The sequence below is a fragment of the Marinoscillum sp. HNIBRBA16962 genome, assembly GCF_057801515.1.
Genome location: NZ_CM173603.1, coordinates 3,369,273 through 3,384,770 on the forward strand (window position 1 = coordinate 3,369,273; position 15,498 = coordinate 3,384,770).

Genomic DNA, 15,498 nt, shown 5'->3' on the forward strand with positions numbered 1-15,498 from the left:
CTTAGTGTTAGTGACCGTTAAAAATCAGATACAGCAAAACCATGACGATAATCAATGCAATCCAGGCTACCCAAACCTGTCGGGAAGGTTTTTCAATGCCGGTCATATCCAGCTCATGCTCTTCCTGCTGACCCACTTTATCTGTGCTGGCAATTATCCAGGCCAGACCAAGAAGGAATACAAAAATGTAAAACGATAGCAGTAGAAAGTGTGGCCAAAAGTCATACTCAGCTGAGGGGAAGATCCAGAGGTAAAAAACACCTGTCCCAATACTAATGATCGTACCGCCCAGCAACGTGACATTAGCTGCTCTGGTGGTCATCTTTTTCCAGAAAACACCCGTCAGAAAAACCACTGAAAGTGGCGGTGCAATAAATCCCAGTATTGCCTGGAATACATCAAACAGATTGAGCCCTTTGATACTGTCGATTGCCAGCGTCAGAACAATGGCAATACCAGCGCCAATCACGGTCACAATCCGTCCGATTTTGACGATCTCCTTCTGGCTGGCCTCAGGCCTGTATTTTTTGACGTAGATATCCATAGTAAAAACCGTGCTGAGAGAGTTGAGTGCGGAATCAATCGTACTTACCAGGGCGGCAATCAGCACAGCCATTACCATACCTGTCATACCGGCGGGAAAGAGTCGCGTAACCATCGTCATGTAAGCCTCATCCGGGTCATTTAGATCCGGAAATAGAATAAAGCACACGATACCCGGAATAATAAAAAGCGCCACATCAAAGATCTTTAACCAGCCCGTGAAGTTGGCGCCCATTTGGCCCTGCCTGAGGTTTTTTGCTCCGAGCACGGATTGTACCATGCTCTGATCCGTACACCAAAACCACACACCCATTACCGGGTATCCCAGTACGATTGCCAGCCAGGGATAATTGGGATCGTCCATGGGTAGCAGCAGGTTCCAATAGCCTGAAGGAGCGGATTCAAAAACCGCCATTGGTCCACCGGCTTTCACCACACCTACGACCGTAAGCGCCCCGGAGACCAGGATCAGCAGGATCATCTGAAAGACATTGGTGTAAGCAATGGCCTCCAGACCACCTGCGATGGTGAAAAAGGCTGCAATTAAAACCAGAATGATCACCGAAGCCCACAAGGGCAAACCAAGGATCTGCCCTACTAAAATACCTCCGGCAAACAAGGTCAGCGACAGCCAGGAGATCAAAATGGTTATGGTAGTGTACCAGGCCAGAATGTTTCGGGTACTTTGTCCAAAGCGTTTGCCCATAAATTCAGGCAAGGTCTGGATATCTGCTTTCAGGTACCTGGGTGCAAAAACTACTGCCAGAAGGAAAATAAAAGGAAAAGCATACCAGCCAAAATTACCTGCAACAACTCCGGTTGTATACCCAATACTTGCTGAAGCAATGAGCATAGAAGGTCCGACATTCGTCCCCCACATGGTCAGTCCAATGCTGTACCATTTCAATGATCGTCCTGCAAGAAACAGGTTTTCATCGCCAGAGTTTCTCTTTTTGACAAAGCTCACCCAATACCCAATGCCAATCAGCACCACCAGGTAAAGCCCTACGATCACAAAATCTATGGTCTGTAAATAATCGTTGATGTTTTCCATTTATCTTAATTTCGGATTTCTTGATTGTGGATTGTGGATTTGGAAATTCGAAATCCTCCTGCTTGTTGTTGTTACCTTTAGCTGTTTTCCTGACGCAATAAAAATAGCTGTGAGTTCATCAGACTCTTTCAATATATCGGTTAATTTATCTTTTCGATTTCCCGTCTTAGGGTCAATAGATTGCCTATCCAGAAAAAAAGAACCTTTGCAAAAAAATCCTCAACCCGAAATCCTCAACCCGAAAATCCCAAATCACTTTACCATCTCCCCATTCACCACAAATGGCTCTGCCAGGTAAAGCGGTTTTTCTCCTTTCATGATGGGTTCAGCAGAATACTGCATAAGCAATACCCTCCTCGACTTATTGGTCTTATTAGATCCACTGCGGTGGAAGCATGTACTGGAGAACAGCGCTACATCACCCTTTTTAAGAATGGCTGGCACTCCCGGGTTATCACCAAAATACCCAATCCGATCATTGGTGCCTTCCTCCAAAACATGATCAATCCGCGTGTCTGTACCAGCCTCATCATATGGAAGAAGATAAACAGTACCATTCTCCTCAGTTACGTCATCCAGGGGCATCCAGCAGGACAAGTAAGGTTTGTGCTCAAAATCAAGGTATCCGGAATCCTGATGCCACGAGAATTTCATTCCCTTGTCAGCAGCCTTTACTACAAATTGTTCTAAAAAGAGATACACATCATCACCAAGAATGGCTCGAGTGATAGCTTCCATTTCCTTTCCAAACAACAGCTCCTGCATGGGCTGACTGCTTTTATTTTTCATAGCAATGAAATAGCGCTTACCCTTGTGGTTTATTTCATCCACCTCTACACCTTTCGCGTCCATCTCATCGTCTTTTTCTTTGATGAAGCGCTCGCATTCATCCTGGATCTTCTCTATCATCTCCTGAGAGATCACATCTCTCAATATCACAAAACCGTTCTTACGGAATTGCTCTATTTGCTCATTTGTAATTGCAACACTCATATTTTATAACTTTTACTTTTGAATCATTTATTTAATATGACCCAGGATTCCTTTGAAACCAGGGGCTATTTTTAACTCTATGGTTCTATCTAAATTCATTTCATCCGTGCAATTCACCTTTTCAGGATAAAAAGGCACCTTGGCTCCTTTCCTGCACCATACCGGCATTTCTTCCATAGGCACTTTTACACCCTTGAGCCATTTAGGACCGGTCTGTTGTTCTCCGGTGAAAAAATTGATCCACTCACCTTCCGGCAAATAGACATCTCGCTGATTTTCACTATTCATCACGGGAGCTATCAGCAGGTCTTCTCCGAGAAAATACTGGTCATCCAGGTGCCAGCAGAGTTTGTCATCCGGGTGATGAAAAATCATCGCCTGGAGCACCGGTAAACCGGTTTTCGTGGCTTTTTCACTTTCTTGCAAAATGTAGGGGATCAGTCGGTAGCGCAGATCCCACCACTTGCGAATGATATCGGCAATCTGCGGATACTCGTAAGGTTCTCGCTTAGAAGTACCATGGTAACGGATGTGGGATGAAAACACCCCAAACTGAGTCCAGCGAACGTACAGATCATCCGGAATCACCGAATTCATAAAATTGGGAATACCATGAAAGCCTGGCACATCGTGACTCCAAAAAGCAAACCCGGATAAGCCGAGGTGCAGGCCGCCTTTCAGCGAACCAGCCAAACCATCCCAGGTGCAAGCGGCATCTCCACCCCAGTGAAGGGGATATCGCTGACAACCAGCCCAGCCAGCTCGTGCCCAGACAATGCCCTCTCCTGTTACTTCTTTGGTGATTTCGTAAGCCGCCTTCTGATAAAGCAGCGCATAAAGGTTATTCAGAAACCGAGGCTCCATACCGTGATAAACGGCATCCAGATGGATCTCCTCACCAAAATCCGTTTTGATACACACCACTCCCATATCAAGCAATTCCTTCAGCAAGCTTTTGTACCAGTCCACTGCTTTGGGATAGGTGAAATCTATAGTACCTGCGTAATCCAGTGCGCTAAAATTAGAGCCGCCCTGTTCACGAGATTCCAGCAAGGGACCAATGTATTTATTGGCTACAGCCTCATCATGCTGCTGTGCCTCTCTGGCTATATAAGGCATCTGCCAAAGGCTTACGCGAAAGCCATTTTTCCTTAGTCTTTCAATAAATCCCTTTGGATCCGGGAATCGCTCTTTGTTAAACTTCCACTCACACAGCCAGTCTGTCTCAAACCAGCCTGTATCCAGGTGGATCACATCACAAGGAAACCGCTCCTTTCTCAACCGTTCACAGATATCCTCCACTTCCTCTGCTGAGAAATAGGTCATCCGGCTCATCCAAATACCAAAGCTCCATAACGGAGGCATGGCCGGGAAGCCTGTTAGCTGACGATAGCCCAGCTGGATATCTGCTGGTTTTTCTCCACCTATAAGAAAAACATCCAGAAGAGGCTCTTCCACCAAAACCTGAACTGATCTGGTGCTATGATCTGCCAGGGAAAACTTGCTGTATGCAGCCGTATGGAGAAAAAGCCCGTAGCTCCTACTAGATTGATAAAACGGGATATTTTTGTAAGTCCGCCGATTGTTGACTCCCTGACCATCCTGGTTTTTCAGCTGAAAAGTTTTGCCCGAAAGATCCATTTTTGCAAAACGCTCTCCCGTACCTACAAAGACCTCATCGGGTCTGGATTCTACAGAAAAAGTGATCCGATCCGGCTTCCCTTTTTTTTCTACAAAAGCCAAAGCCATGGCATCATTCCTTGCCGGGAAAAACTGGTCCCGGGCACTTGTATCAACCCGATGTTTTCCATCAGGATAAAAAGCCACTTTAAACGTTTCATGCGGTGCTGGCAATAAGTCACTCCAATGATCGATTGCGGGCTCAGTAAAATCAAAAACAGCTTTGACCTGCCCCGATAGGTCTTTTACAACCCACTGGTCCCTACCCATTTCATAAGTTAATGGGCTCGCTGAAACGTCTTCATGAAGCTGCAGCATTTCAGAGTCTCGAGTATCCTCCTCTATGCCAATGGAAACCCTTAAAATACGTTGTCCATAGGCTTTCAACTTCAGGATGTAATCTTTTCGGGGACAGGACTCATCCGGTATAATATCATGCTGTGGCAGATGCCTTTGGAACGGAACAGTCACGTGGACCTCTCCATTTTTTTCAGCTATAGCTGTAGGTGTGCAGGCTTTCCACAGCAACTCCGTACCGTCCAAAGCATGGTCAAATTCGAGAAAATCAAAAAGCTGATAGTTGGTTTGGTTCATTTATGAAACTGATAATTCACGATATGCAAAATCGAAGTGACGATACCTATTTTCACTTCGAGGTACCACCGGTAATTACTTCACTATTTTCATTTGCTCCTCGTAAGCAGGCCCAATAATTTTGATAAAATACATTCCACTCTGCAGGTTGCTGATGTCAAACTCAACAGTAGACGTGTGAATACCATGCCTGGAAAAAACCTTTTTTCCCTGCATATTGATCACTTCCACGGAATCAATAACCCGGTCACTCTGAATGCTGATGATATCTGATACAGGGTTCGGATAAGCAATCGTCGTGGATTTTGCACCTACTTCGAGCACTGTTGCCTCTTCTTCCTCCTCCTCTTCGCCTTCATTGGGGATTTCTTCAGAAAGGGTGAATTGCCCTACTGCAACATTGATTTTCACGGTCTTGCTACTACCTTCTGCGTCAGTCACACTGTATGAATATCCGGCAAGTCCCTCCTGATTACCATTGAACACTATCATTCCATCTTCAGAGAGATTCGCGTTCCCGTTTTCGGCGGTGATTATTTCATATATCGGACTATTTTGGTACCCTCGGGTATACATGCCAGGGTCAACAGTCAATGTAGAATCACCCGTAATAAAATAATGCGGTTTGCCTATCCACTGCAGGTATTCCTCCAGGTTGGTATAGCCATTCGCATCCGGGTCTGCATTCGCATCATTCACACTGTTATAATTCTCCCACCAGTCAGGCATTCCATCTCCATCAGAATCCCAATCTTCCGGACGTACCAGATCAGGGTAATCTTCCCAGCCTCCTACATCATCCTGATGATCAGGCATGCCCGGCAGACCAGAGCGACTGCCTTTGTAAGTATAGCTACCCTCCAGGGTTTCTCGGATGATCCTTTGATCATGCTCATCAAATATCGGACTGATAGAACCTACATCAGAAAGCACATCTTTGTAAGCCTCATCAGCCGATTGAGTAGTAACGTACGACTCAAAAAACGGATCCTCAACGTACGTTTCATACGTTTCGGAAGCCCCATTGGAATATGACACTTTGCGACCTGCTTCCTGACTGTTTTCATCAAAATGCCCGGGCATTACATTTCCGGTAAAATAGCATCGCTGCGTGCCCATCCCTACATTTTCATGCTGGGCATTGAAGGCATAAAAGAAATCAGTGCTGGCGCCCGGTTTGTAGTAGTTGTTCACAAAGTTAACTTCCTTAGCGCCTCCGTCAGTAGTTCGATGACCCCAGTTGTATACTACATTGTTTCGTATATCCAGTTCGCCAGCATAATAACCATTGCCATCCAGACCTCCGCCCAAGCTCCAGTTTCTGCCATAGCAGTGCGCTAAAAGGTTATGGTGGAAGGTGCCTCGATCACCGCTTATGGTTGCAGCATACCCATGCTTAGTTCCATCCGGATAATTTGAATGTCCGGCTACATTCAGTGCTTCACTGATCAGAGTGCGCTGCAGGGTAATGTTTTTTGCACTTCTGGAGCTAAATGACTCATCTATAGTCCAGCTGATCGAGCAATGGTCTATGATCGAATGATCACTGCCCTGCATGCCCATACCATCATAGGTAGTTCCTGCACCTAACCGTACGCGGATGTTTTGAATGATGCAGTCTTTTGCTCCACTCATGCCAAACGGTGCACCTTTTATACAGATACCTTTGCCTGGTGCCGTTTGACCCGCTATCGTTACATAATTATCCTTTAAAACCAGTCGTGATTCAAGCTCAATGATCCCTGACACGTCAAAAACAATTGTCCTTGGTCCTATGCTATTGGTTACAGCCTCTCTCAGGCTGCCCGGGCCATCATCCTCAAGGTTGGTCACGTGAACTACCTGTCCACCTCTACCTCCCATTGCAAAACGTCCATAACCTTCTGCCTCATCAAATGCCAGGTGCCTCGGCCTGAAAGACCAAATATCTCCTTTCACCGTATCTTCTTCATACACCTCATCCACTCTCCAGTAATAAGGCTCCCACCCTTCCGTAGCAATCTGGTAAGTGGTGTCTGTAAGGTTGGCTATGAAAACAGGACTTTCCAGGCCGGCTGCAAGTACTTCACTTTCATCCTGCCCGACATACAAATTATGAGAAAGCGCACCCTCGGCAGTCTTCCATTGCAGGTTTAAGGTACCATCATCCGCGTTGGCATGCTGGTCCATGTCTAAAGGATAAGGATTAGACGGCTGACGGGCAGCATCTGCAGTATTCAACTCAAACCCATTGAGATAAACCACTTTTTTTGTGGCTCCAGACTCAGGCTCTGCCCGAAACCTGATCATTGCAGTTTCTCCTTCACCCAGCGTAAACGTGACAAATGCAGTAGTCGCATCAGCATCATTTAGAACACGATTGGATTGTACTAATTCATCATGTACCAGCGTTTCTCCGACAAATATTTCAATGTTGGCAAAAGTGTTTGTTTCAGGGTTATCAAAGGAGTTGTGAAATGATAAGAACGAATGCTCTCCCGCCGGGAGACCACTGATCTCCAGGGTAACATCCTGACTAACTAAGCCATCGTTAGCCAGCTGAGCAAAATAGGGATTTTGAATTCCGGCCTTATACCAGCTGGAGGTAAATCCATCCGCCACAAATTTGAAGGTAACCCCGGATTCTTCAAAAGAAGCTGAAGATCCGCTACTGATGACCCATGAGGAATATCCGGGTGAATGCACCTCAGATTCCTGCCGCTGGTCGAAGTTGAGGTCCACTTTGACCACCTGGGCCAGGGATACCAGGACCGGAGTGGTGACCAGTAAAAAGACCAATGAAAGCTTTAAAAGGGAAAAATAAAGAGTACTTTTAGTAATTCTGCTCATAGGTTTTTAATTGAGGGCTAAAAGTACCTGAATGGTTGCGGAATAGTTACCTGTACTGTGATGGTCCCAAAAAGGAGGTTAAGAACTCCTCGACGCTTTGCCATATAAACCTTACTAATATTTGTAAATAAGTACGCTATAACGTACGTTTGTGTTATGAAAAATCTAACGATTACTGAAGCGAGAAAAAATATCTACAAGATTGTAGATGAGGCTTCAGAAACCCATGAGCCAATTCAAATTTCAGGAAAGAGACACAATGCTATTTTGGTAGGTGAGAATGATTGGAGAGCTATTCAGGAAACGCTGCATTTAATATCCATTCCAGGAATGCGTGAATCGATTAGAAAGGGATTAGACACTCCACTTTCAGAGACGTCTGAAGAATTGGACTGGTGAGCAATTATAAGATAGTTTATACAAAACAAGCTCAAAAAGATGCCAAAAAAGCTGCTTCTTCAGGCTTAAAACCGAAAATATCCGAATTGCTTGATATTCTTCAGAATGATCCCTTTCTGGATTATCCGCCTTTTGAAAAATTGGTTGGTGATCTGTCAGGAGCTTATTCCAGAAGAATAAATATTCAACATCGTCTAGTGTATCAGGTTCTGGAAAACGAAAAAATTGTGAAGGTGATCAGGATGTGGACACATTACGAATAGGATATAACCAATCCTGCTTGTCAAGTTGCAATTAAGCGGTAATGGAGAATGGGTTTGATGAATTTCCCATAGCTCCCATCGCCCCCCTTTGCCTTTTGTATCAAATCCATACTCCCGTCGGACCTTTTACATGCGGTGGCGCATATAAAAGATGCGGAAGCGAGTGTAAAACATACTAACTCGGATGTTAAAGATGCGAGATCGCATATAAAAGATACGATCTCGAATGTAAAACATGCGTCTTCGCATGTAATAGATGCAAGCTTGAATATAAAACATACGCGATCGGATGTAAAAGATGCAAGAGCGCATCTTTGAAGTGGGGAGGGGTACCTATGAGGTGGGGGTACCCACATAGGTAAGTGGGTATGATGGGCATGTAATGGGTACTCCCAAATTAGGATAATCTAAAATTTTCCAGAAACTAAAACCACCTCCTCACTTTCCAGCCCCTCCGAAGTAGCCTTTAATTTGATTTCTCCTACATCCTGGGTAGACTGCACAATCACCAGACACTTGCCCTTCCAGGCTTTTCGCTGATTGGATTTGAACCACCCTGGTTAGGCATTTTACCCTTTCACCAACGGTAAATCATAAGCCATAATTTGAGCATCCCTGGTAACCAGGATCAAGTTTTCGAAAATAGCCTGGGTGATTAGCATTCGATCAAAAGGATCCTGATGTATGTCAGGAAGTTTCTCCAATGCCAGGGCATGTACCTCTGTAATCGGGAGAAACATAAAACCTTCATTTTCGATCACTTTTTTGATCCCGTCAGGGATTTCCAATTTCCCAAGCTTCTTTTTGATCGTGATTTCCCAGATTGAGGTGGCGCTCACATAGACATTGTTTTCCGGATTTTCTATTAGCTCAAAAGCTTGTTTTGATAGTTTGGATGGTGTAGAAAGCCACCAAAGCAAAATATGGGTATCCAAAAGCAGATTCACTCCCCCGTCCCTGTAAAACCTTTTAATATTTCATCCGGAAGATGATCAAAGTCCTCACTAATCTTGACTTTGTCCTTCCAAACTCCGCCTGTCCTCTTTTTGGCCGGGTTGCTTATGGATGAGAGCTGTGCTACCACTTTGCCCCTGCGGCTGATATATATAGTATCACCAGCTATTACTCTTTCCACCAATTTGGAGAGGTTGGACTTTGCTTCATGCATATTGATCACTTCCATAGCTCATCACTTTCTGTATTTAGCTAAGTTAGCTAAAAGTATTAAAATCTGGAAATCAGCCGTGTTGGTGATTACTCGTCAATCAGCTAATCAGAACTCACAGTTATTATCTGAATCCTATCACTTTCCAAGCCTTCAGATTTCGCAGTTAAGGTAAGGTTTCCTTCCTCAACATCTGACTGCACAATCACGAGACACTTGCCCTTCCAGGCTTTTCGCTGGTTGGATTTGAAGGACTCCCAGCTTGCCTGGTAACCATTATCTGTACCAACAATCTTACCCGGTCCTTCTATTTCAAAAGTGATTTCATTATTGGCGTATGGAACAAAATTTTCTCCTTCATCCAGAATGTCAACCGTAACGAATGACAGGTCATAACCATCCGCTTTGATCTGGTCTCTATCCGGGGTGAGCCTGATCTTCGCTGGTTCACCGGCAGTTTTGATGGTTTTTTCCAGCACTACCCGACCACCTTTTCTGGACACTGCTTTCAGGGTTCCGGGTGTGAATTGCAACCTCCACATCACATGCAAATCATCACCCTTTTTGCTTTTTACACCCTGTGACTCTCCATTCAGGAAAAGCTCCACCTCATCAGCATTGTTATAATAGGCCCAGATATCTACTACCTGGCCTTCCACCCAACCTGTCCCGCCTCGGGCGGGAGTCCAGTGAGGAAATACGTGCAGCATGGGTTCATCCGTCCATTCGCTCTGGTACATGTAATAGGCATCTTTTGGAAAACCCGCCAGATCGATGATCCCCAGATACGAACTGCGAGCCGGGTAAGGATATGGTGAGGGCTCCCCCAGGTAATCAAAGCCTGACCATACGTATATTCCTGCCATGTGATCGAGCTGCTTTACCACCTTCCAGGTTTCTTCATGGGTAGACCCCCAGTAGGCAGATATCATATCATAAGCAGAGATGGTGTAATCAGGATTAGCGTTGGGGATAGGTTCGTTATACGCTTTTGGCCAGCGCTGAATACTATCAGAAGGCATATCATAATGCCCGCGTGTGGCATATGCCGAAGAGGTTTCGGATGCCAGCATGGGATAGTCCGGAAACCGATTAGGCAAATCGGCATAGGCCTCATGCTTGTAATTAAAACTCAGCAGATCCAGGGCCCCGGACTGCCAGATGTAATTCTTCTCCGGGATATTTTCAGTAAGCCCACTGGTAATCACTCGGGTGGTATCCAGCTTCCTGACGATATCAGCCAGCTCCCGGGTTATCGTGATGCCAGTGGAATCAAATTGCTCACGAATCTCATTGCCAATACTCCAGATGAAAATGGATGGGTGATTGCGATCACGAAAGATCATATCCTCCAGATCTTGCTCATGCCATTTATCCCAGTTGAGGTGATAACCCTTTTTCGCTTTCGTTTTTTTCCATTCGTCAAACGACTCGTCCACAACAATGAATCCCATCTGATCACATAGATCCAGCAATTCTTCAGCGGGGGGATTATGAGCCATGCGGATGCCATTCACTCCCATTTCTTTGAGGATTTCCAGCTGACGCTCGGCAGCTCTTTTGTTAAAAGCTGCACCTAAAGCACCTAAATCGTGATGCTGGTTCACTCCGTAGATTTTAAGGTATTCGCCATTGAGGAAAAAACCTTTTTCCGGATCAAACCTGAAATCACGAATCCCAAAGGGTGTTTCATATTGATCCGAAAGTTTACCCTCCGCATATACCCTCGTGACGGCCTTGTACAGATTAGGGTCATCAACCGACCAGAGTAGAGGTTTGGTAACGTCAAACCGCTGAGTTATAACCGGTTTGGTGACTTTGGTATTGTTACTGGCAACTACGGCCCCTCCCGGATCAACGACTTGCGTTTGCACTTCAACATTCGTGGTTGAATCCACGCCATCCAGCTTTATTTCAAGGACCGCAACTGCCTTATTATCCGAAACTTCCGGGGTAGTAATATAAGTCCCCCAATGTCCCACATGGACAGGCTGTGTTTTGACGAGCTCTACCTTTCGGTAAATACCCGAACCGGTGTACCAGCGGGAGTTGGGTTGTGGGGTGTTGTCCACTTTTACAGCCACTACATTTTCCTGCTCTCCAAAGTTGAGGTGATCCGTCAGGTCGTATCGAAAAGAGATGTAACCAAATGGCCGCTTGCCTAAGTAATATCCGTTGATCCAGACTTCACTATTGCGGTAGACTCCTCCAAAATCAATGAAAATGGACTTCCCCTGATCGGATTCTTTTAGTTTGAAATGCTTGCGATACCAGCCTTTACCTGCCGGAAGCGCCCCTCCCGCCTGACCGGTTTTGTGATCCTCGCTGAACGTTCCTTCGATGCTCCAGTCGTGAGGAAGGCTCAAGGTTCGCCATTCTACATCATCGTAACGAGGTTGAAAGGCAAGGCTGTCATTTCCAAGGTGGAATTTCCAATTGCGATTGAAGTCAGTAATCTCACGTGGGTTGGATTCTTTGCAAGATGATGACATAAAAAGAAGTACTACCAGTGTAGTGAGAAATAAATATTGATGCTTAATGAGCCTTCGATTTGTTAAATCCACAATGAATAATAATTGGTTTGATTAAGTGATACCGTAACGTTTTACATTAAATGTCAATCAATGAAAGGTTCTCGATACGGGAAAAGTGTTTGGTATTTCTGGGAAGAATGGGAAGACGATGAACCAAGGCTGTTGCAGCAATGAAAATCTTAAATAATCAATAAAAATCCCAGTATCTACTACCATTCTTCCGGTTTCCATTCACTGAAATGTTTACGATTCTCCTCAAAAACCTTGATGTCGGCTTCTGTCCAGGTCGATATATCCTTGATTTTGGTTCTATACTTCTTCATATCAAAAGTCTTCGGCTTATCCTCTTTTGAAAGCATAAAATCAACAAAATCATCCACCTCCTTCTGCTTATCCGGACTCAGAGAAAGATATTTAGTCATTAATTGATTCATACCCTAAAGTTAAATCATTGCTTTGAAGAATAATAGGGCTAAGCTCACTCTACATCTGGTTCCTCCAACTCCGGTTTTCTGACATATTGAATACCACTCTTACCCAGATCTTTGGAGGTAGCTACAGCAATTCCCCGCTCCTGGTCTCTGTTGGTAGCACAGTAGAAGTGATAAACTACACCATCATGTTTGATTACATAAGACTTGTGGGCAAACCAATTGTCATAAGGCTCCGAGGGTGCGATCAGATCCACTCCCTCCCACTCGGTCCAGTTTACCAGGTCGTACGAACAGGCAAAACGATTAAAAGCATCATGATCTTTACGAGTGGGCCAGAAAGCTCCGAAGTAAAACATCACCCATACATCGTCGATCTTCTGCACCACAGCATCACCAGAAATGCCCTTATGGTGGTTGATCACAGGATCTTCTCCAAAGCGCTGCCAGTTGATCATGTCATCTGAAACAGCCATGCCAATACGCTCAGCTCCACGCTTAGGATTAAGGCTATCCCCTCGGGCATTGTAATACATCACAAAAGGATAACCGGTGGTCTCCTCTTCATCCAACAACACCCAGGCTTTATAAATGGTATTATTTTCCCACCAGCGAGCATCTTCATCTGTAGCCTTGAGAATGGGTTCTTTCAACCTGTCCCAAAGGTGAGCCGTGGTTGGGTCCTGTTCGGTGTAAGCCATTCCGATTGACAAAAGGCCACTCTCATAACCTGTAGAGCTACCACCGAAATAAGGCATCCAGTATTTGCCATCGTAAATATCTAGCTTGTAAGAACCACCCCATTTCGGGTCTTGCAAACTCGGATAACCGGCTTTCTGATTAGCATCCCAATCCGTACTATCGGAAAAAGCCAGCACTTTACCTTTGACTGTCCAGTCCAGCAGGTTGTCACTCTCCGCCAGCCAGGTTTCATATCCACGCCCATCAAAGATGAAATAAGTCATATACCACTTATCACCTTCTCGAAATACGGTGGGACAATCAATCTTTTTGGTTTGATCCTCCGGTGCCATCACCAGACCATATTTATAGGGTGTTTTTACTTCCTCATAGATTTTGTTCATAACCTCCTTTGGCACTACGGCAGGTTTTCTGGTTTGACATTCAGAAAAGAGTATGACAACTACTGGAAATATGATTTGATAAAAGTTGTTCATTTTATTTATTTTTTCTCCCGCTGATTCTCGCTGATCTTTTTTCCTTATGGGTCTTAAAAACCAACTTGTCTGCGCTCTTCCGCGTAATCTGCCGGCTAAATATATCTCCCGCGGATAGCGCTGATTCTCGCTGATCTTTTTCCTTACGTGGTCTAAATAGCCACCTTATCTGCGTTTCTCTGCGAGATCTGCGGGCAAAATATATCTCCCGCGGATAGCGCTGATTCTCGCAGAGCTTTTTTCCTTATGTTCTCTAAAAAACCAACTTTTCTGCGCTCTTCCGCGTAATCTGCGGGCAAACTTTTTTCTCCCGCGGATAGCGCTGATTCTCGCAGAGCTTTTTTCCTTATGGGTCTTAAAAATCAACTTATCTGCGCTCTTCCGCGTAATCTGCGGGCAAAATTTTTTCTCCCGCTGATAACGCTGATTCTCGCAGAGCTTTATTTCTCCAAACAACATTGTCTGCACTTTTCAGCGTAATACAGCTTATTTAGAGTCCGTTTACCTTCCTAAATATTGATTCATTAATACGGTCACAGTTGAAATTAACCAGTAGCCCTAACTTCAGACCGGACAATTTCAAATAAGTAATAACTTGCTTGTGATGTACTTCAGCTAAGTTTTCTACTGATTTAATTTCTATTACTACTTTATTTTCAACCAAAATATCTAATCGGTAGCCTACATCCATCTGTACTTCTTCATAAAATAAAGGAAGTGCAACCTGTGTCTTCACCTTAAGCCCTTGCTTGTCCAATTCATAAGCCAAAACTGCCTCATAAGCTGACTCAAGTAGTCCGGGCCCCAACTCATTGAATACTTTAAAAATCGCTCCTCTTACCTTATAGGATATTTCATTTTCGCTCATAGTACCTTTCAATTATTTGTAAATCCTGAAAGATACTGTTTTGATCTTAATCAATTTTCCCGTGTATATTTTTTCTCCGGCGGATAGCGCTGATTCTCGCTGATCTTTTTCCTTACGTGGTCTAAATAGCCACCTTATCTGCGTTTCTCTGCGAGATCTGCGGGCAAAATATATCTCCCGCGGATAGCGCTGATTCTCGCAGAGCTTTTTTCCTTATGTTCTCTAAAAAACCAACTTTTCTGCGCTCTTCCACGTAATCTGCGGGCAAACTTTTTTCTCCCGCGGATCTGCGGACAAAACTATTCCCCATCTTCCTTCATCCGCTTATGCCAGGCTTCGCTTTCTTTTTTCAGGTCATAACCCTCGTCAGAAAGGTAATTATTGATCCTCCCTTTGTACTTTCCAAACATCTTGTGCTTGTCACCTGATTCGCTTTGATCCATGGCTCTTTCTCTGGCTTCATAAAGCCACACCCATATTTTTTGCTTTTGCTCTTCGGTAAGATCCGGAAGCATCTCCTGAAAAGCCACATAGGTCTTAGGCATCACTCCGTAAGTCATTCCGTTTTTGATTTCATCTACCTGATCATAAGTCAACCCTACTCCCAGTAGCTGAGCGATGTAGGTGTTATGCCGGATGTAAAGTTTAGCGTCCCTTTCATTTTCGTAATGAATGATCAGCTGATCTTTCTCTTCCGTAGAAATGTCCAGTGGACGGACTGATTTCTTCTTCACACCACAGGTATCATGAATAGCGCTCAGGTTACAGTATTGCTCGATGACAATAGATTGTACTTCATCATACTTTCCCCCAAGACTCATGGGTTCCAGAAACTTCCGGGTTCTGTCTTTCAGCACCTTGATGTATTCCGGGTTTACCTGATCCATATCTACGTACTGAGCTGACGTTGTTAACCCAAATGCAAATACGCAAATTGCTAATACTATTTTCTTCATAATCTTTCTGT

Annotated in this window: 13 protein-coding genes and 1 pseudogene; 2 read left to right on the forward strand and 12 right to left on the reverse strand. The window is 44.6% G+C overall.

Features of this window, described 5'->3' with window-relative positions; all coding sequences use genetic code 11:
* Positions 1-7: 7 nt before the first annotated feature.
* The 4 genes from AC3E9V_RS14005 to AC3E9V_RS14020 all read right to left on the reverse strand — a co-directional run bounded on the left by AC3E9V_RS14005 (position 8) and on the right by AC3E9V_RS14020 (position 7,693).
* Complete coding sequence (locus tag AC3E9V_RS14005; protein WP_488748751.1) at positions 8-1,597, reverse strand: sodium:solute symporter; 1,590 nt, start codon at positions 1,595-1,597, stop codon at positions 8-10.
* A gap of 252 nt (positions 1,598-1,849) precedes the next feature.
* Positions 1,850-2,590: a phytanoyl-CoA dioxygenase family protein gene (locus tag AC3E9V_RS14010; RefSeq protein WP_488748752.1), complete on the reverse strand. Its 741-nt coding sequence runs from the start codon at positions 2,588-2,590 to the stop codon at positions 1,850-1,852.
* 27 nt (positions 2,591-2,617) lie between these two features.
* On the reverse strand, positions 2,618-4,864 hold the full coding sequence (locus tag AC3E9V_RS14015) for a glycoside hydrolase family 31 protein (protein ID WP_488748753.1): 2,247 nt from the start codon (positions 4,862-4,864) through the stop codon (positions 2,618-2,620).
* Positions 4,865-4,939: 75 nt separating this feature from the next.
* Positions 4,940-7,693 (reverse strand): T9SS type A sorting domain-containing protein, encoded by a 2,754-nt coding sequence (locus tag AC3E9V_RS14020; RefSeq protein ID WP_488748754.1) that lies wholly within the window; start codon positions 7,691-7,693, stop codon positions 4,940-4,942.
* A gap of 156 nt (positions 7,694-7,849) precedes the next feature.
* On the opposite strand from AC3E9V_RS14020, the gene AC3E9V_RS14025 reads away from it, so the two are divergent.
* Positions 7,850-8,092, forward strand: coding sequence for a type II toxin-antitoxin system Phd/YefM family antitoxin (locus AC3E9V_RS14025; protein ID WP_488748755.1), 243 nt, complete (start codon positions 7,850-7,852; stop codon positions 8,090-8,092).
* Positions 8,089-8,355, forward strand: coding sequence for a Txe/YoeB family addiction module toxin (locus AC3E9V_RS14030; RefSeq protein WP_488748756.1), 267 nt, complete (start codon positions 8,089-8,091; stop codon positions 8,353-8,355). The genes AC3E9V_RS14025 and AC3E9V_RS14030 overlap by 4 nt, the downstream gene beginning before the upstream one ends.
* 407 nt (positions 8,356-8,762) lie before the next feature.
* Here the strand turns inward: AC3E9V_RS14030 and AC3E9V_RS14035 are convergent.
* The 8 genes and pseudogenes from AC3E9V_RS14035 to AC3E9V_RS14070 form a co-directional block, all read right to left on the reverse strand.
* Positions 8,763-8,894 (reverse strand): annotated as a pseudogene (locus tag AC3E9V_RS14035) (hypothetical protein); the annotation flags it as partial.
* A 30-nt stretch (positions 8,895-8,924) separates the two neighbouring features.
* Positions 8,925-9,302, reverse strand: a complete 378-nt coding sequence (locus AC3E9V_RS14040) for a type II toxin-antitoxin system VapC family toxin (RefSeq protein WP_488748757.1) — start codon at positions 9,300-9,302, stop codon at positions 8,925-8,927.
* Positions 9,299-9,538, reverse strand: coding sequence for a type II toxin-antitoxin system Phd/YefM family antitoxin (locus AC3E9V_RS14045; RefSeq protein ID WP_488748758.1), 240 nt, complete (start codon positions 9,536-9,538; stop codon positions 9,299-9,301). Before AC3E9V_RS14045 ends, AC3E9V_RS14040 begins: the two co-directional genes overlap by 4 nt.
* Before the next feature lie 86 nt (positions 9,539-9,624).
* Complete coding sequence (gene galB, locus AC3E9V_RS14050) at positions 9,625-12,084, reverse strand: beta-galactosidase GalB (protein ID WP_488748759.1); 2,460 nt, start codon at positions 12,082-12,084, stop codon at positions 9,625-9,627.
* A gap of 179 nt (positions 12,085-12,263) precedes the next feature.
* Entirely contained in the window at positions 12,264-12,488 is a 225-nt protein-coding gene (locus tag AC3E9V_RS14055) for a hypothetical protein (RefSeq protein WP_488748760.1), read from the reverse strand.
* Positions 12,489-12,532: 44 nt separating this feature from the next.
* Positions 12,533-13,663, reverse strand: a complete 1,131-nt coding sequence (locus AC3E9V_RS14060; protein ID WP_488748761.1) for a glycoside hydrolase family protein — start codon at positions 13,661-13,663, stop codon at positions 12,533-12,535.
* A 490-nt stretch (positions 13,664-14,153) separates the two neighbouring features.
* Complete coding sequence (locus tag AC3E9V_RS14065) at positions 14,154-14,531, reverse strand: GxxExxY protein (RefSeq protein WP_488748762.1); 378 nt, start codon at positions 14,529-14,531, stop codon at positions 14,154-14,156.
* Between the two features lie 299 nt (positions 14,532-14,830).
* A complete protein-coding gene (locus tag AC3E9V_RS14070) occupies positions 14,831-15,487 on the reverse strand; it encodes a DUF3826 domain-containing protein (RefSeq protein ID WP_488748763.1) in 657 nt (218 codons plus the stop codon).
* Positions 15,488-15,498 lie beyond the last annotated feature (11 nt).